Origin of the sequence: Spirillospora sp. NPDC000708 (assembly GCF_040299565.1) — a bacterium.
GTDB lineage: Bacteria > Actinomycetota > Actinomycetes > Streptosporangiales > Streptosporangiaceae > Spirillospora.
Window position 1 is genome coordinate 48,951 of the sequence record NZ_JBEPCJ010000008.1, and the last position, 17,701, is coordinate 66,651.

Below are 17,701 nucleotides of genomic sequence, written 5' to 3' on the forward strand. Positions count from 1 at the left end.
CTCCTCAGCGTCCCCAGAACCGGCCCCGGACCGCCGACCAGCGGTTCCGCGCCGCGCCGGCGGCCGCACCGGAACGGTCCACCGGCGAGGGGCCGTTCGCTGAACTTCGATCGGGACTCCGCCGTATCCCGGCAGAGTCGCCCGTTGCGCGCCCGCATCCCGGGCGCGGCACCGGAGGGGGCTGGTTGTGGGACTGACGGGTTCGGGGCTGCTCGCCGTGCTGTCGCTGCTCACGGCGGCGTGCCTGGCGGGCACCGTGTGGCTGTGGCCGCGCGCCGCGGGCGGCGGCGTCCGCGCCGTCGCGAGCCGGGCGGCGCTGCTGGCCGGCTGCCAGGTCGCCGTCCTGCTGACGCTGCTGGCGTCGGTGAACACCTACTACCTCTTCTACGGCTCGTGGCGCGACCTGCTGAGCGCGGCGGGCGGGAAGGCGACGCAGGCGCAGCACCCGCCGCCCGGCGGCGCCGGGGCGGTGGCCGCGAGCCAGGCGATCCGGAAGGTGCGGACCGACCTCGACCCGGGCGGCAAGGGCGGGCACGTGGCCGCGCGCGACGGCCAGGTCGAGCACCTCGACATCCGGGGGATCCGCACCGGGATCTCCGCCGAGGCGTACGTCTACCTCCCGCCGCAGTACTTCCAGCCCGCCTACGCGGCGCGCCGCTTCCCCGTCGTGCTGCTCATCGCCGGCTACCCCGCCGCCGACCGGATGGTGTGGATCGACAAGGGGCACATCCCCGAGGACGCCGCGAAGGCCCTCGCCGCCGGCCGGATCCAGCCGATGATCTACGTGATGATGCGGCCGACCGTGGAGGAGGGCTGGGACACCGAGTGCGCCGACGTGCCCGGCGGCCCCCAGGTCGAGACGTTCTTCGCGCAGGACGTCCCCGAGGCGGTCTCGGGGGCGTACCGGACGGCGCGCACCCGCACCGGCTGGGGCCTCGCCGGATACTCGACCGGCGGGTTCTGCGCCGCCAAGCTCCTGCTGCTGCACTCCGACCGGTTCTCCGCCGCCGCGAGCATGGCCGGGCACTTCGACGCGCTGCTCGACCGCACCACCCGCGAGCTCTACGGCGGCAGCAAGCGGATCCGGCGGAGCAGCGACCTGGTCTGGCGGCTGCGGAACCTGCCGCAGCCGCCGGTGTCGGTGCTGGTGGCGTCCGCGGACGTCGGCGAGAAGACGTACCCGTCGGCGCAGCGGTTCATGAGGGCGGCGCGGCCGCCGCTGGTCGTGGACAAGCTGCTGCTGCCGACCGGCGGCCACAACTTCAAGACCTTCCGCAAGTACATCCCGCCGTCGATCGCGTGGCTGAGCGCGCACCTCAAGGGGGAATGATGCAGCCGGTCAGTGCGGCGTTCCTCGTCCTTGTGTGCGCGCCCGCCGCGGCGTGCGTCGTCGCCGCGCTGGTGCTCTGGCCGCGGTTCGCCGGGCGCGGCGTCCGCCCGGTGGCGGCCCGGACGGGGCTGCTGCTGGGCTCGCAGGCGCTGCTGACCGCCGCGGTCGTGCTGCTGGTCAACCGGTACTTCGTGTTCTACGCGACGTGGGACGACCTGCTCGGCGGCACCACCACGAGCGCGACGGTGAAGCAGGTGCAGCCGAGCCGCGGCGCCGAGGCGGCGCCGGCCGGGCTGGTGCACCGGGAGGCGACGGAGCTCGGGCCGAAGCGGCGCGGGCACCAGCGCGACCCCGCCGAGGACGGGCGGGTCGACCGGCTGGACGTCGAGGGCGCGCGCAGCGGCCTCGGCGCGCAGGCGTACGTCTACCTCCCGCCGGAGTACTTCCAGCCCCGGTACGCGAACCGGCGGCTGCCGGTCGTCATCGCCGTCTCCGACGACGGGACCGGGTCCGACACCGGGACGGCGTGGCTGCGGCAGGCGAGGCTGCCCGACGCGGCCGTCGCGGCGATCCGGGCGGGCCGCGCCCAGCCGGTGATCTACGCGGCGGTCGGGGCGGTGCGCCGGTTCGCGCCCGTCCGGACGCCGTCCGCGAGCCCCGTGCACGGCGGTCCCGGCAAGCCGGGCGGGCCGGATGAGCCGGGCGGGCCGCAGGGGCCGTCCGGGCCGGGTGCGCCGGACAGGTCGCACGGACCCGTCGGCGGGGCGCCGGAGCCTGCATCGCGCGCCGTCCGCCCGGCCGGGTGCCTGGACCTCCCGGGCGTCCCGGGCGGGCAGGCCGAGACCTTCCTCGCCCAGGACCTGCCGCTCGCGCTGGCCGGCACCTACCGGCTGCCGGAGGCGCGCGCGGGCTGGGGCGTCGCGGGAATCGGGACGGGCGGGCAGTGCGCCGCGCGGCTCGCGATGCTGCACTCCGACCGGTTCACCGCCGCCGCGTCGCTGAACGGCCGGTTCGGGCCGCCCGCCGACGGCTCCGGCACGGACGCCCGGACGGTCGTCAAGCTCAAGGCCGGGGCGGGGAAGGCGCCGGGCGGCGGGACGAAGGCCGCGCCGGAGCCGGACGACCCCTACGGCGGCAGCGGGCCCTACCGGCTCGACCAGGACCTGACGTGGCGGCTCCAGCACCTCCCGCCGCCGCCCGTCTCGGTGCTGGCCGCCGCCCGGGCGACCGGGCCCGACGCCCAGGCGGCCGGGCAGTTCGCGGCGCTGGCGAGGCCGCCGATGCACGCCGACAAGGTCCTCGTGCCCGGTGACCCGGCGACGCTGAAGCAGTGGCGCGACCACCTGCCGGCCGTGCTGGAGTGGCTCAGCGCCCATCTCAGAGCCGAATGACCGGTACGCCGCGGTCCTCCCCGGGCCGGTCCCCTACCTCCCGAGGAGTAGGCCCGCTGCCTCCTCCCGGCCGACGTGCCGCCGCGCGCCGATGACCTAACGTGCAGGAATGAGCACTTCGCCGCCGCAGGAGGCGGTCCGGGCGCACTGGCCGCGGCCGTCCACGTGGCCCGTGTGGGTCGTCCCGCTGCTCGTGCTGGTCGTCGAGTTCTTCGGGACGATGGCGGCGCAGCACGGCGCGTCCCGGAACCGGGCGCCGAACAGCGGGGACGGCTGGGGGCACGGGCACGGCTGGGGTGACGGCTCGCCCGGCTACGGCACCACGCACCTGGACGCGCTCGGGTTCGCGATCGTCCTCGCGGGCCCTGCGCTGCTGCTGCTGCGCCGCCGGTACCCGGTGCCCACGCTCGCGGCGACCGGCCTGCTCACCGGCCTGTACTTCCTGCGCGCCTATCCCTACGGCCCGGCGTTCGCGGCCGTCGGCGTCGCGATGCTCGGCGCGATCGTCGCCGGGCACCGGCTCGTCACCTGGGCCGGGACGGCGGTCTCGGTGGCGGCGTACTTCGGGATCACCGCGCTGATCGGGGTGCCGTTCGTGGAGCGCGGCACGACCGGCCGCGCGTTCCCGGTGGAGGAGCCGAGCGTCGGCGGCGTCAGCGTGGTCGTCGGCTGGTCGCTCGCGGTGCTGGTGACCGCCGAGCTCGTCCGGATGACCGGGCAGCGGGCCGCCGAGCGGGCCCGCACGCGGGCCGAGGAGGAGCGCCGGCAGGCCAGCGAGGAGCGGCTGCGGATGGCGCGCGAGCTGCACGACGTGCTGGCGCACAACATCTCGATGATCAATGTGCAGGCGGGGGTGGCGCTGCACCTGATGGACGGCGACCCCGAGCAGGCCCGCACCGCGCTCGCCGCGATCAAGGAGGCGAGCAAGGAGGCGCTGACCGAGATGCGGTCGGTGATCGGGGCGCTGCGGGCGCAGGGCGAGACCGCGCCGCGCTCCCCCACCGCCGGGCTCGGCCGGCTGGACGACCTGCTCGCCCGCGCCCGCTCCGCCGGGCTCGCGGTGGACGCCGAGATCACCGGGGAGCGCCGCCCGCTGCCTGCGGGGGCCGACCTCGCCGCGTTCCGGATCGTCCAGGAGTCGCTGACGAACGTGACCCGGCACGCCGGTCCGGGCCCGGTGACGGTGCGGGTCCGCATCGCCTACCGTGAGCGGGAGATCGAGGTGCGGGTCGAGGACGACGGGCGGGGCGTCTCCCTGCTGGACGACCATCCGGGCGGCAGCGGCATCCGCGGCATGCGGGAGCGGGCCGCCGCGCTCGGTGGGACGTTCGACGCCGGGCCGCGGGCGGGCGGCGGGTTCGCCGTCCGGGCGGCGCTGCCGCTCACCGGCGAGCCGCAGGACGCGGCGGACGGCGACGGCCCCACCGGCGCCGGTGAGGGGACTCCCGCGGAGAGGGGCGGTCGATGATCAAGGTGCTGCTCGCCGACGACCAGGTGCTGGTCCGGGCGGGGTTCCGGGCGCTGCTGGACGCCCAGGACGACATCGAGGTGGCCGGCGAGGCGAGCGACGGCGAGGAGGCCGTCGCGCAGGCGCGCCGGCTGCGCCCGGACGTGATCCTGATGGACATCCGGATGCCGGGCCTGGACGGCCTCGCCGCGACCCGCCGGATCGCCTCCGACGACCGGCTCGGCGACGTCAAGATCGTGATCTTGACCACGTTCGAGCTGGACGAGTACGTCTTCGAGGCGCTGCGCGGCGGCGCCAGCGGGTTCCTGGTCAAGGACACCGAGCCGGTCGAGCTGATCCACGCGGTGCGGGCGGTCGCGGCCGGGGACGCGCTGCTGTCGCCGGGCGTGACCCGGCGGCTGATCGCCGAGTTCGCGGCGCGGGCGAAGGAGCCGGCGCCGTCGCCGCGGCTGAACGCGCTCACCGACCGGGAGCGCGAGGTGATGGCGCTGGTCGGCGAGGGCCTGTCGAACGAGGAGATCGCGACCCGCCTGGTGGTGAGCCCGGCGACGGCGAAGACGCACGTCAGCCGCACGATGGTGAAGCTCGGCGCGCGGGACCGGGCGCAGCTCGTGGTGTTCGCCTATGAGTCGGGACTGGTCAAGCCGGGCTGGCTGCCCTAGAAAGGGGACGGGCGGGCGCGCCCGGTGTCCCCCGGCACGGGCCCCTGCCCTGGAAATTCGCACTCTGTCGCGATTCACTGTTCGCGTCCGTGGTGACATGACAAGGTGGAACGCACAGGCCGTCACCGAAGAAGGAGTCCGGTGCCGCACGACACGAGGATCCTCGCCGTCGACGACCGTGAGGAGAACCTCACCGCCCTGGCGGCGGTGCTCGACGCGCTGCCGGTCGAGGTGGTGCCCGCCTCGTCCGGGCAGGCGGCCCTCAAGGAGCTGCTGGGCGACGACTTCGCGCTGATCCTGCTGGACGTGGTGATGCCGGGGATGGACGGTTTCGAGACCGCCCAGCACATCAAGTCCCGGCCGCGCACCCGGGACATCCCGATCATCTTCCTGACCGCGGCGGGCGGCGAGAGCGAGCAGGCGTACCGCGGCTACGCGGCGGGCGCGGTCGACTTCCTGACCAAGCCGTTCGACCCGTGGCTGCTGCGCGCCAAGGTGTCGGTCTTCCTCGACCTGCACCGCAGCAACCTGGAGCTGCGGCGGCAGGCGGCGCTGCTGCGCCGCACCCTCGCCGAGCACGGCGCCGGGACGGACGAGGCGCCGGAGGGCGGCTGCGGCGGGCTGCTGGAGGCGCTGGACGAGCGGGTCTCCCGCGTCGAGGACGCGCTGGCCCGGATGCGGTCCGGGGAGCCCGCCGACGACCTCGACGCGAGCGTCGCCGATCTGCGGCTCGCCCTCGACGCCTTCTCCGCCGGGAGCTGACCCCGCGCGTCCCTCACCGGCGTCCCGGCGCGTTCCTCACTGAGGGCCGGCCCGGCGCGTCCCCCACCGGGGCCGCCTCTCGCCCGAGGCTCCGCGAACCCCTGCCCTGCCGGGGTTTCGGACGTTCGTCAGTGACTACTTACAGTAGTGGATTACGGCCCGTCCCGAAGCGGGAGGCGAGCGGCGGCCGTGATCATTCCCGCAGGTCACCTGCCCGGATTCTTTACCTTTGAGTTCTCTGTACGGGTTTGCCGCAAGTAAGTACTTGAGGGTAACTTGCACTCACCGTCACGCACGTGACCCGCATCACCGGGCGCCTCCCGCCCGTACCCCCGACCCCCCAGGAGTCCCCCTATGACCGACCCCGCCGGCCCCACCGACGCCGCCGACGCCGGCCTCGGCCGCGTCCGCTGGAAGCGTTTCGCCGCCATCGCCGCCCCCGCCGCGGTCGGCGCGGGCGCCCTGGTCTTCATGACCGCGCAGGGCGCCATCGCCTCCTCGTTCGCCGTCTCCGGCAGCAGCTTCAAGGTCAGCGCCGACTCCCTCACCGGCACGGGCTTCGTCCAGTACGGCGACGTCGACGCGAGCAAGGACGGCACGAAGCACCCGGTGCAGGTCTCCGGGATCAAGAACGCGACGATCACCAACATGTGCCAGTCGGTCAAGGTCGGGCCGTTCACGCTGCGGCTCACCGCGGGCGACAAGGGCACCCCGGTCCAGGCGTCCGACCTCGTGCTGGACGTCGAGCAGCTGAACGCCGACGCCGAGTTCTCCAACATCGAGATCGGCCGGGACGCCAGCACGCTCGACAAGGGCCCGAACGGGGCGAAGGGCGCGGCCGGGATGTTCGGCCAGCAGGCCGACTCCCTCAAGCTCACCGGCGTCAAGCAGGTCGCGTGGGCGACCACCGCCGGCACCTTCAAGCTGAGCGGCCTCAGCATGAAGCTCGGCAAGGAATGCTTCTGAGGCCATGACGGACACGACACCCCACGGGTTCCGCCGCTGGCGGCGCACGCGCCCCTTCTGGGGCGGCGCGTTCGCCGTCCTCGGCGGCGCGGAACTCATCGCGATCCCCCTCGCCCCGATGCCGCTGGTCGTGCACCAGGGCATCGCCGGCGTGGCGAGCTGGCTGATCGGCGCGCTGCTGATCGCCGCCGGCGCGCTGATGTGGTTCCAGCCCGCGCAGCGCGGCTTCTTCGGCATCCTCGCCGTGCTGCTGTCGCTGGCGTCGTTCCTCACCTCCAACTTCGGCGGGTTCCTCGTCGGGATGCTGCTCGGCCTGCTGGGCGGGGCGCTCGGCTTCGCCTGGGCGCCCGCGCGGGCCCGCGGACCGGACGGACCGGACGGCCCCGAGGCCCCCGCGCGACCCCGCGCCGGCGGGCACGGGGCCGGCGCGCACGCGGCGCCGCGCGGCGGACGGTTCACCGCCCTCGCGCTGCCGCTGGCGCTGCCCGGCGCCCTGGGCCTGCACCTGCTGAGCGCGGCGCCGTCCCCGGCCGCGTCGGCGAGCCCGTCCGCGAGCGCGTCCTCCAGCCCGTCCCCGGCCGCCAAGGCGGCGCAGACGCCCGCCCCCACCGCGAGCGCCACCCCCAGCGCGACCCCGTCCGCCGGCGCCGCCCCGGCCCCCTCGGCGTCACCGTCGGCAACGCCGTCGGCGTCACCGTCGCCCTCGGCCTCGCCGTCCTGCCCGGCCGTCCCGGCGAACGGCTCCGGGCTGTCCCAGGACCAGGCCGCCAAGCTGCTCCAGGAGATCCGGTCGAGCAAGGACCCGGGCGCGTGCCTCAAGGCCGGGGACCAGGCCACCGCGAAGGCCGCCGCGTCCGGTTCCCGCATCTACAGCGACACCGGGACGCTGCGGGCGAGCTCCCTGACGATGTCGGGCCTCAGCTACGACGGCGTCGCGTCGCTGCCCTCGGCGTCCGGGACGGTGCGGGCGCTGAAGTTCACCATGTCCAAGGCCGTCCTGAAGGACGTCGACCAGACCGCCGCGCACGGCGGCGTCACCAGCCGGATCAAGACCGGCTCGCTCACGCTCACCGGCGACGTCGTCATGTACACCACGAAGATGTCGTCGAAGCTGCTCGGCATCCCGCTGACGTTCACCCCGGAGCAGCCGCCGCCGCTCACCCTGCCGTACATGGTCATGACGGACGTGGTGTCCGAGCAGCCCTCGGTCACGGCGAACGGCGCGCGGATCGGCGGCCTCGGCATCACGGCCTGACGCGGGCGGCCGCGCCGGCGCGGCCAGGGCCGAGGCCGGGCGTCAGGGCAGGACCAGGCTGATGACGGCCATGGTGGCCGTGTGGCCGGGACTCGCGAAGCCGATCGCGTCGACGTGCAGCTTGCGGCGCAGGATGAAGGCGCCGAGCAGCACCGCCGCCACGACCAGGACCACCGCGACCACGATGATCATGATCGTCTTGCGGCGCTCCGCCTGCCGGACGCCGTGCACGGACGGCGGCGGAGGGGGCTGCTGCCAGTTCGCGAAGTGCGACGGCTGCTCCCACGGCGGCGGCGTCCGCGGTACGCGCTGCGGAGAGTGCGAGGTCGGCGGGCGCTGCTGCGGCGGCGGCACCCACTCGGTCTCCAGGAGCGTCCGCTCTTCCGGCTCGGGACCCGGGCCGGGACCGGGACCGGGACCGGGACCGGGACCGCGCTGCGACGGATAGAGGTCGCGCCCGTTGCCCTGGCCGGGACCCGGATCGCGGCGGGTCACCGGGTCCAGCTCGTCCGGGTCGAGGACGGTCTCCGACGCGGCGTCGGCGCCGTAGTAGCGCGACGGCCCGTCCATCACCGTGTCGTCGGCGCTCGTGACCGGCGGCGGAGGCGCCGTCGCGACCTGCGTGAGCAGGGGTTGCGCCTGCGACGCCGTCATCCGGTTCATCGGCTCGCGCGCCAGCAGCCCGTCCAGGACGCGGGCGAGCGGCCCCGCGTTGCGCGCCGGAGGGACCGGCTCGGACAGCGCGGCCTCCAGCGACGCCATCGCGTCCGAGCGCTCGTACGGGGAGCGGCCCTCGACCGCCGCGTACATCGTCGCGCCCAGCGCCCACAGGTCGGACGCCGGGACCGCGCGCTCGCCCTGCGCGCGCTCGGGCGGGATGTACGCGGGCGACCCCATGACCAGGCCCGTCTGGGTCAGGGTCGCGTCGCCCTCGACCTGCGCGATGCCGAAGTCGGTGAGCACGACCCGCCCCGAGTCGGTGATCAGCACGTTGCTCGGCTTGACGTCGCGGTGCAGGATGCCCTTCTCGTGCGCGTGCCGCAGCGCGCCCAGCATCTGCAGCCCGATCTCGGCGACCCGGCGGTGCTCCAGCGGCCCGCGGTCCAGCAGGTCCTGCAGGGACGGGGCGAGGACCAGTTCCATCACGATCCACGGCCGGTCCGACTCCTCGACCACGTCGTGGACGGTCACCACGCCCGGATGGTTCAGCCGCGCCGACGCCCGCGCCTCGCGGAACGTCCGCTCGTACAGGACGGCGCGCTCGGCGTCGTTCAGCCCGGGCGGGAGGACGACCTCCTTGACCGCGACCTCGCGGTCGAGCATGACGTCGAAGGCGCGCCACACGGTGCCCATCCCGCCGCGGCCGACCACCGAGTCCAGCCGGTAGCGGTTGCCGAGCAGACGTGCCTGTGCCATCGGTTTACGGTCCCCCCAGTGTTCATCCCACCCCTGAGGGAGAGAACGTGCTGAGCACATTCTTCACGAGATGTGCCTTCTCGCTCCACTGGGACGAGGGTAGCGCCACCACGACCGCGTATGCCTGGCCGTTCACGATCACGCCCCGGTCGACGGCGCGGGTACCGCCGAGGCGCGACCAGGTGAACTCGATGTCGGCGGCCGGGACGCCGTTCACGCTGGACTGCTTGATCTCCCCGACCTGCTGGAAGTTCTTCAGGAAGCCGTCCTTGATCGCCTGGTCTTTCCAGGTGACCCAGTGCTGGAACGGGTCGCCGGTCCACGGGGTCTTGTCGACCTGGACGTAGGCCTTGGTGACGGGGTCGGACCACACGACGCCGCGGCTCGTCGTCGACCGCTGCCAGCCGGGCGGCACGCCGATCGAGTAGCCGGGGCCTTGCACCTTGTTGAGGCCCGCGGGCCAGGTGGGCGCGGACGACGTCGGCGGCTGCGACGCCGGCGACTGCGTGGCGGGATCGCTCGCGCCCCCCGCGACGGGCTGCCCCGACGTCGGGGTGGGATCGGGGTGGTCCCCGCCGCTGTGCGGCAAGAAGACCAGCACGGCCGCCGCGACCGCGGCCGCCAGGACGACCGACCCCGCGAGGATCGGCAGCACAGGCGACCTGCGCTTCGGCTGGACGCCCACCGTGCCGGGCCCGCCGTGCGTCGGCGTCCAGTGCTGCCCGTCCGTCCCGGGCGGGTAGTGCGCCGTCATGTCCGGCACCGGGACGTGCTGGTTCGGCACCGGAGGGGGAGGCGGCGCGGACTGCGTCGGCCCCGTCCCGAGGCCGGCGCCCCCGGCGCCCCCTGAGGCGGCTCCGGCGCCGTCGGCGACCGTGACGTGGCTCCAGGCGAGCTGCGCGGCGGCCTGGTCCAGGGCGTGCCCGGACGCGACCGCGGCGAGCGCCTCCTCGGCGCTCTCCGCGCTCATCCGCCGGACCGGGTCGCGCTCCAGCAGCCCGAGCAGCACCGGCGCCAGCGGCCCCGCGTTCTTCGGCGGCGGCACGTCCTGCGTCATCACCGCCGCCAGCACCGCCATCGCGTCGCTGCGGTGGTGCGGCGCCTTGCCCTCGCACGCGGCGTACAGCGTCGCGCCGAGCGCCCACAGGTCCGACGCCGGGATCGCCCGGTCGCCGTTGACCCGCTCCGGCGACATGTACGCCGGCGACCCCATGATCAGCCCGGTGCCGGTCAGCGTCGCGTCGCCCGCCATCTGCGCGATGCCGAAGTCGGTGAGCACCGCCCGGTCGTCGTCGGCGACCAGCACGTTCGCGGGCTTGACGTCGCGGTGCAGGATGCCGATCGCGTGCGCGGCGCGCAGCGCCCCGACGATCTGCCGGCCGACCGCCGCGACCCGTCCCGGCGGCAGCGGGCCGTCCTCGTCCACGACGTCCTGGAGCGAGCGCGCCTGGACCAGCTCCATGACGATCCAGGGCCGGTCGTCCTCGTCCACGACGTCGTGTACGGTCACGACGCCCGGATGGTTCAGCCGCGCCGAGGCGCGCGCCTCGCGCAGCGTCCGCTGGTGCCGGGTGTGGCGCTCCTCGTCGCTCAGCCCGGACGGCAGCAGCACCTCCTTGACCGCGACCTCCCGGTCCAGGGTCTCGTCGAGGGCCCGCCAGACCGTGCCCATGCCGCCGCGTCCCACCACCGACAGCAACCGGTAGCGCCCCGCGAGCAGGCGACCTTCCACCATCACCCCTCCGCCGGCTTGAAGAACTGGTACACCGGCTGCAACTCGGAGAACGTCCGGTCCCAAGCGTCCTGAGGAGCGCGCAGCAGGATCGCGTAGCCGTGCCCGTTCGTGACGAACCCCCGGTTCAGGACGTGGATCCGGCCGCCGTCGCCGTCGAAGGTGAACTCCCAGTCCGCCGACCGGTCGCCGTTCCCGGTGTCGGGGACGGGCGGGTGGTCGCCGGTCGGCGTGATCTTGATCTTCTGGTAGCCGGGGAAGCCGGTGCCGCTCCCCATCCGCCGCCAGTCGCCGATGGCGCTCTTGCCGGGGCTGTCGGTCTGGTCGATCTGCACGTAGGTCCGCCTGCCCGGGGCGTAGAAGAAGTCGCTGGTGCCCTTGTGCTCGGGTCCGGTCCAGCCGTCGGGGACCGCCACCGAGTAGCCCGAGCCGTCCTTGTGGGTGCGGAAGCCGGCCGGCGGCGCCGTGCTCGACGGGGTGGCGCTCGACGAGGCCGACGCGCTCGCCGACGTCGCCCGCGCGGACGGGTGCCCGCCCGCCGGCGGCGCCCCGGCGCCCTTCTTCGGCTTGTCGTCGCCGGAGCTCGCCCACGCGATCCCGGCGATCACCACGATCACCAGGAGCACGAGCCCCGCGATGATCAGCACGTTGCGGTTGGAGGCCAGCGCGGGCCGCCCCGAGGGGACCGCGGGGCCGCCGGGCGGCGGGCTCTCGACGGGCCGGGTCGCGGGCCCGGCGGACCACGCCGTGGCGCCGTCCAGTTCGGTGCGGTTCGGGTCGGCCCGGGTCAGGTCGGGCCGGTTCGGGTCGGCCCTGTTCAGGTCGGCGCGGCTCGGATCGGCCCTGTTCAGAGGGGCGCGGTTCGGGTCGGGACGGTTCGGGTCGGCGCGCGCGGTGGCGCCCGACGGGACGTCGAACCGGGTCAGCTGGTCGGGACGCGCCTCCGGGGACTCCGCGTGCGGCGCGGCCACGCCCTGGCCGCCCGCCCACGGCGCCGCCCGCGTCGCGCCCGCGGGCGGCTCGGGCTCCGGCTCCTCGTACGGGTCGGGCATCGTGCTGCCGGGGGCGCCGCCCGGCGCCTCCTCGAGCGGGTACTCGACGGCCATCGTCCGCTGGGTGTCGATGGTCTCCTGGCGGACGATGTCGTCCAGCAGCGCGCCGGCCTCGATGGCCTCCATCCGCTGGTCGGGGTTCTTGCGCAGCAGGCCCTCGATCACCGGGGTCAGCCGGCCGCCCTTCTCCGGCGGGTCCGGCTCGTCGGAGATCACCGCGACCAGCGCGGCCATCGGCTCGGAGCGCTCGAACGGCGACTTGCCGTGCAGCATCGCGTACAGGGTGACGCCCAGCGACCACAGGTCGGAGGCGGGGCCCGCGGTGCGGCCGCGGGCCCGTTCGGGAGCGATGTAGGCGGGCGAGCCCATGACCAGGCCCGTCTGGGTGAGGGTCGCGTCGCCGGACGCGGTGGCGATGCCGAAGTCGGTGAGCACGGCGCGCTCGCCCATCCGGCCGGTACCGGTGATCAGCACGTTGCTCGGCTTGACGTCGCGGTGCAGCACCCCGGCCTGGTGCGCGGCGTGCAGCGCGGCCAGCATCTGGCGGCCGATCTCCGCGGCGCGGTGCGGCTCCAGCGGCCCCTCCTGCTTGATCACCTGGTCCAGAGAGCGGGCCTTGATCAGCTCCATGATGATCCAGGGCCGGCCGTCCTCCTCCACGACGTCGTACACGGTGACGACGCCGGGATGGCCGAGCCGTGCCGCGGTGCGCGCCTCACGGAACGTACGCTTATGGTGGACAGCGCGTTCCTCATCGGTGAGACCATGCGGCAGGATGACCTCCTTCACCGCGACGTCTCTGCCGAGGACCTCATCGTGTGCCTGCCAGACCGTCCCCATGCCGCCTCGGCCGACCTGGGTCACCAGGCGGTAGCGGCGGGCGAGCAACCGCTCACCGGTGGTCTCATTTGGCATATCCGCGACCATATCGACTTTTGCTGACAACCTTGGATCGAGCTTGCAAGCGACATCCCCCCACCCGTACGACGTCCGGCGCCGCGCCGAGGTTCGCCACCGGGCGGGCGGGCCCGGACGGGAGCGTGGTGCGTGTGACACCCGGTATGAATAAGCCCGGTACGACCAACAGGGCCACGCACGGCGACGGGGGGACCATGGCGGAGAAGGGCCTACTGGGCGAATGGCGCCGCCTGCTCCAGGCCGCGCCGACCATCTTCTTCTGGTACACCCGTCTCTCCGGGATCCTCTCGCTCCTTGCCTGGGTCTCCTATGGTCTCATCCTCGAGATAGCCGATATCTGGGCCCTGCGGTGGATCGGCTACCTCGGCTGGTTCCCCAGCGTGCCGATCGGCCTGCTGTGGATCCTGCTCTCGATGGGCATCCGGCGGCGCAAGAAGGCCGCCTGGCGGATCCTCGTGCTGATCTTCTGCCTGCCCGCCGCGGTCGGCGTGAGCACGGTGCTGACGACCCTGTTCGACCCGTCCGAGCCCACCTCCATCGGCCAGCTCGTCACCGCCGGCGTGTACCTGGCGGTCCTCGGCCTGCTGGTCTCCGCCCGCGGCCAGTTCACCACGCTGCCCGACCGGGCGAACCGGCGGCTCGCCGCCACCGTCTTCACCAGCCTGCTGGTCGTGACCTGCGGGATCGGCACGTTCCTGGTCACCCTCACCGACAAGAACCCCAAGGGCGGCTTCTGGACGCACCCGTTCTACGCGGTCCTGCAGACCGTCCTCGGGCCGCGCGTCACCGGCAAGCCGATCGACGTGTCCGTCCCGTTCTGGGTCGACGCGATCCTGTGGGTGCTCGGCACCGGCCTGATGATCGCCACGTTCTGGGCGCTGTTCAAGCCGGGCCGCCGCGACCCCGTCCTCAGCCCGCCCGAGGAGCTCTCGGCGCGCCGCCTGCTCGCCGAGTACGGCGAGCAGGACTCCCTCGGCTACTTCGCGCTGCGCCGCGACAAGGACGTCATGGTCGCGCCGAACGGCAAGGCCGCCATCGCCTACCGGGTCGAAGGTTCTGTCTCCCTCGCCAGCGGCGACCCGCTCGGCGACCCCGAGTCGTGGGACCAGGCGATCGAGGCGTGGCTGGAGGAGTGCCGCGAGCACGCCTGGATCCCCGGCGCCGTCAGCGTCGGCGAGCGCGGTGCGCACGTCTACAAGCGGCACGGGTTCGACGCCCTGGAGCTCGGCGACGAGGCGATCGTCGACCTCACCGAGTTCAACCTGGACGGCCGGGAGATGCGGCAGGTCCGGCAGGCCGTCCGGCGGGTCGAGCGGGCCGGGTACACGATCCGGATCCGCCGCCACGCGCAGATCCCCGCCTGGGAGATGGCCAAGCTGATCCGCAGCGCCGACGCCTGGCGCGGCGAGGAGACCGAGCGCGGCTTCTCCATGGCGCTCGGCCGGCTCGGCGACCCGACCGACGGGCGCTGCGTGATGGTCGAGGCGTTCGACGCCAACGGGGAGCTGCGCGGCCTGCTCAGCTTCGTCCCGTGGGGCCGCAGCGGGCTGTCCCTCGACCTGATGCGCCGCGACCGGGCCGCCGAGAACGGCCTGAACGAGTACATGGTCGCCAAGCTCGCCGAGAAGGCCGCCGCGGTCGGCGCCCAGCAGCTGTCGCTGAACTTCGCGATGCTGCGCTCGGCGTTCGAGCGCGGCTCCCAGATCGGCGCCGGGCCCGTCTCCCGGCTCTACTACCGGTTCCTGTCGTTCGCGTCGAAGTTCTGGCAGCTGGAGTCGCTGTACCTGTCGAACGCCAAGTACCTGCCGCACTGGCGGCCCCGCTACATCTGCTACACGCAGGGCCGGCACATCATCCGGCTCGGGCTCGCCTACGCCCGCGCCGAAGGCTTCCTGCCGAACCTGAACCGCCCCAAACTGGACCGTGCCGCCGCCATGGTCCCCTCCCCCGACCTGGTCGAGGAGATCAAGCGGATCGAGGAGGCCGCGGACGCCGCCCGCGCCCCGCACCGGCGGCTGTCGGAGCAGGAGCGGGTCCGGCACGCCAAGCTCGACCAGATCCGCGCCGCCGGGATGGAGCCCTACCCGCTCGGGTTCGACCGCACCGACTTCGCCACCGGGATCCGCGAGCGGTTCGCCGGCCTCGCCCCCGACACGCGGACCGGCGAGCAGGTCGCGGTCGCCGGGCGCGTCGTGCTGGCCCGCGAGCACGGCCGGCTGATCTTCGTGACGCTGCGGGACGAGACCGCCGACCTGCAGGTCATGCTGACGCGGGACGCGCTCGGCGAGGAGTCGCTCGGGCGCTGGAAGTCGCTGGTCGACCTCGGCGACCAGGTCGGCGTGCGCGGCGAGGTCGCCACGTCCCGGCGCGGCGAGCTGTCGGTGCTCGCGTCCTGCTGGCAGCTGACCGCCAAGTGCCTGCGGCCGCTGCCGAACAAGCGGACCGGCCTGTCCGACCCGGAGGCCCGCGTCCGGCAGCGCTACGTCGACTTCATCGTCAACGACGAGGCGCGCCGGATGCTGCGGATGCGCGGCGACGCCATCGCCGCCGTCCGCGACCGGCTGCGCGCCGGCGGGTTCCTCGAGGTCGAGACGCCGATGCTGCAGCCCGTCCACGGCGGCGCGACCGCCCGGCCGTTCACCACCCGCATCAACGCCTACAACATGCAGCTCTACCTGCGGATCGCCCCCGAGCTGTACCTCAAGCGGCTGCTCGTCGGAGGCGTCGGCCGGGTCTTCGAGCTGAACCGCAACTTCCGCAACGAAGGCGTGTCGCAGAAGCACAACCCCGAGTTCACGATGCTGGAGGCGTACGAGCCGTACGGCGACTACGACACGATGGCCGAGCTGACCCGCTCCCTCGTCGTGGACGCGGCGAACGCGGCGCTCGGCACCACCGTCGTCGTCCGCGACGGCGTCGAGTACGACCTGGCCGAGCCGTGGCACGAGATCACCGTGTACGAGTCGCTGTCCAAGGCGCTCGGCGAGGAGGTCACCCCCGACACGCCGGTGTCCGCGGTGCAGGCGCACGCCGAGCGGGTCGGGCTGAACTTCGACCCGGCCTGGGGGCAGGGGAAGATCGTCCAGGAGCTGTTCGAGGAGCTGGTCGAGGAGCAGCTGACCGCGCCGACCTTCGTCCGCGACTACCCGGCCGAGACCTCGCCGCTGACCCGGCCGCACCGCGTCGACCCGCGGCTCGCGGAGAAGTGGGACCTGATCGTCTTCGGCATGGAGCTCGGCACCGCCTACTCCGAGCTGATCGACCCGATCCTGCAGCGGCAGCGGCTCACCGAGCAGTCCCTGCAGGCCGCCGGCGGCGACCCCGAGGCGATGGAGCTGGACGAGGACTTCCTGCGCGCCCTGGAGTACGCGATGCCCCCGGCGGGGGGCATGGGCATGGGCATCGACCGGCTGCTGATCACCCTCACCGGCCGCAGCATCCGCGAGACGATCCCGTTCCCGCTGGTCCGGCCCGGCTACTGAGCCTCTGGAGGACACGAGCCCTGGAGGGGGCGAGTCCTAGAGGGCGCGGGGGGTGGGCCGGAGGCCCTGGCCGGCGAGCCAGCGGCGGGCCCGGCCCCTGCGCTCCTCCTCCGGCGCGCCCGCCGGCGCCCCGGGCGGGATCGGCAGGTGGCGGCCGCCGCCGCCCGGCTCGTCACCGCAGGGCTCGTCGCGGTACGGCTCGTCGGGCGCGAGGACATCGCCGCGGTCCAGGTCGAGCAGCCAGAGGCCCTCGGCCGGGTCGGCCTCCAGCGCCTCGGCGACCGCGCCGAGGTCGACGGGGAGCGCTTCCAGGCCGGACGGCCTCCCGTCGAGCGCGGCGGCGAGCTCGGCCGCGAGTTCGGCGTCGCCGGGCAGGCCGCGGGCGTCCAGCTCCGCCCGGCACGCGCGGGCCGCCGCGTCCGCGCCGTCGAGGGCCGCGGTGACCGCCGCCGCCAGCACGTCCCCGGCGTACTGCAGCACCGGGCCGAGCGGGCGCCCGGCCAGCGCCGCCAGCCCCGCGCGGGCGTCGCCGCGCGCCACGGCCGCCCGCAGCCTCGCCAGCGCGCCCTCGTCCCACCCCGTCACAGGGACCTTTGTACAGACAACCCATGACCGAATACGGCGAGTGGCGGAAAATCCCACTTCAGCGCCGCGCGGCGAGCCCGTCCATCACCAGCCCCAGCAGGTGGTCGCGGCGCGCGGCGAGGGACGGCGCCGTGTCGGCGATCGACGCGACCGCGCCGAGCAGGGCGAACAGGTCGGTGCCGTCCACGTCCTCGCGGACGTCCCCGGACTCCTGCGCCCGCCTGAGCAGGTCGGCGCCCGCCGCCCGCATGCGCCCGCAGGACGCGTGCAGCGCCGTGGTGTCGTCCTCCAGCGTGGCGACCAGGGACGCGGCGAGCCCCCGGTAGGCGGCGACCCCCGACGCGAACTCCCGCAGCCACGCGGCCAGCGCCTCCCCGGGCGGGCGCGCGTCCCGCAGCGCCTCGGCGCGGTCCGCGAGCCGGTCGAACCGCCCGCCGAGCAGCGCCTCCAGCAGCTCCTCGCGCGTCGCGAAGTGCCGGTAGAGCGTGCCCATCCCGACCCCGGCGCGGCGCGCGATGTCGCGCAGCGACGCCTGGGTCCCCTGCTCCGCCACGACCGCGGTCGCCACGTCCAGGATGCGCTCCCGATTCCGCTGGGCGTCGGCCCGCAGCGCACGCGTCATGTTCCGCATCCTAGGGCGTTGACAATCGGAGCACTGCTCCGGTTACTATTCCGGAGCAGT

The 17,701-nt window shown here is 74.4% G+C and carries 13 protein-coding genes; 8 read left to right on the forward strand and 5 right to left on the reverse strand.

Annotation, left to right across the window (positions count from 1 at the left end; translation table 11 throughout):
- Window positions 1-187 precede the first annotated feature (187 nt).
- The 7 genes from ABT299_RS08660 to ABT299_RS08690 all read left to right on the forward strand — a co-directional run bounded on the left by ABT299_RS08660 (window position 188) and on the right by ABT299_RS08690 (window position 7,834).
- Window positions 188-1,330 carry an alpha/beta hydrolase gene (locus tag ABT299_RS08660; RefSeq protein WP_500250239.1) on the forward strand — a complete coding sequence of 381 codons (1,143 nt, stop codon included), beginning with the start codon at window positions 188-190 and terminating at the stop codon, window positions 1,328-1,330.
- A complete protein-coding gene (locus ABT299_RS08665) occupies window positions 1,330-2,721 on the forward strand; it encodes an alpha/beta hydrolase (RefSeq protein WP_500250240.1) in 1,392 nt (463 codons plus the stop codon). The genes ABT299_RS08660 and ABT299_RS08665 overlap by 1 nt, the downstream gene beginning before the upstream one ends.
- Window positions 2,722-2,830: 109 nt before the next feature.
- On the forward strand, window positions 2,831-4,189 hold the full coding sequence (locus ABT299_RS08670; RefSeq protein ID WP_500250241.1) for a sensor histidine kinase: 1,359 nt from the start codon (window positions 2,831-2,833) through the stop codon (window positions 4,187-4,189).
- Window positions 4,186-4,851 (forward strand): response regulator transcription factor, encoded by a 666-nt coding sequence (locus tag ABT299_RS08675; protein ID WP_500250242.1) that lies wholly within the window; start codon window positions 4,186-4,188, stop codon window positions 4,849-4,851. The genes ABT299_RS08670 and ABT299_RS08675 overlap by 4 nt, the downstream gene beginning before the upstream one ends.
- A 141-nt stretch (window positions 4,852-4,992) precedes the next feature.
- A complete protein-coding gene (locus tag ABT299_RS08680) occupies window positions 4,993-5,613 on the forward strand; it encodes a response regulator (protein WP_190864893.1) in 621 nt (206 codons plus the stop codon).
- Window positions 5,614-5,967: 354 nt separating this feature from the next.
- Entirely contained in the window at window positions 5,968-6,579 is a 612-nt protein-coding gene (locus ABT299_RS08685) for a DUF6230 family protein (protein ID WP_190864895.1), read from the forward strand.
- A gap of 4 nt (window positions 6,580-6,583) precedes the next feature.
- Window positions 6,584-7,834 (forward strand): DUF6114 domain-containing protein, encoded by a 1,251-nt coding sequence (locus ABT299_RS08690; RefSeq protein WP_500250243.1) that lies wholly within the window; start codon window positions 6,584-6,586, stop codon window positions 7,832-7,834.
- A 42-nt stretch (window positions 7,835-7,876) separates the two neighbouring features.
- On the opposite strand, the gene ABT299_RS08695 is transcribed toward ABT299_RS08690, so the two are convergent.
- From ABT299_RS08695 to ABT299_RS08705, 3 genes are read right to left on the reverse strand one after another with little or no spacing between them, the layout of a single operon-like run.
- Window positions 7,877-9,250, reverse strand: coding sequence for a serine/threonine-protein kinase (locus tag ABT299_RS08695; RefSeq protein ID WP_500250244.1), 1,374 nt, complete (start codon window positions 9,248-9,250; stop codon window positions 7,877-7,879).
- Between the two features lie 22 nt (window positions 9,251-9,272).
- A complete protein-coding gene (locus ABT299_RS08700; protein WP_500250245.1) occupies window positions 9,273-10,985 on the reverse strand; it encodes a serine/threonine-protein kinase in 1,713 nt (570 codons plus the stop codon).
- Window positions 10,985-12,949, reverse strand: a complete 1,965-nt coding sequence (locus ABT299_RS08705; protein ID WP_500250246.1) for a serine/threonine-protein kinase — start codon at window positions 12,947-12,949, stop codon at window positions 10,985-10,987. Before ABT299_RS08705 ends, ABT299_RS08700 begins: the two co-directional genes overlap by 1 nt.
- A 197-nt stretch (window positions 12,950-13,146) precedes the next feature.
- Between ABT299_RS08705 and lysX the strand changes: the two genes are divergently transcribed.
- On the forward strand, window positions 13,147-16,434 hold the full coding sequence (lysX, locus tag ABT299_RS08710) for a bifunctional lysylphosphatidylglycerol synthetase/lysine--tRNA ligase LysX (protein ID WP_500250247.1): 3,288 nt from the start codon (window positions 13,147-13,149) through the stop codon (window positions 16,432-16,434).
- A gap of 36 nt (window positions 16,435-16,470) precedes the next feature.
- On the opposite strand, the gene ABT299_RS08715 is transcribed toward lysX, so the two are convergent.
- Entirely contained in the window at window positions 16,471-17,019 is a 549-nt protein-coding gene (locus ABT299_RS08715) for a hypothetical protein (protein ID WP_500250248.1), read from the reverse strand.
- Between the two features lie 58 nt (window positions 17,020-17,077).
- A complete protein-coding gene (locus tag ABT299_RS08720) occupies window positions 17,078-17,641 on the reverse strand; it encodes a TetR/AcrR family transcriptional regulator (RefSeq protein WP_241756337.1) in 564 nt (187 codons plus the stop codon).
- Window positions 17,642-17,701 lie beyond the last annotated feature (60 nt).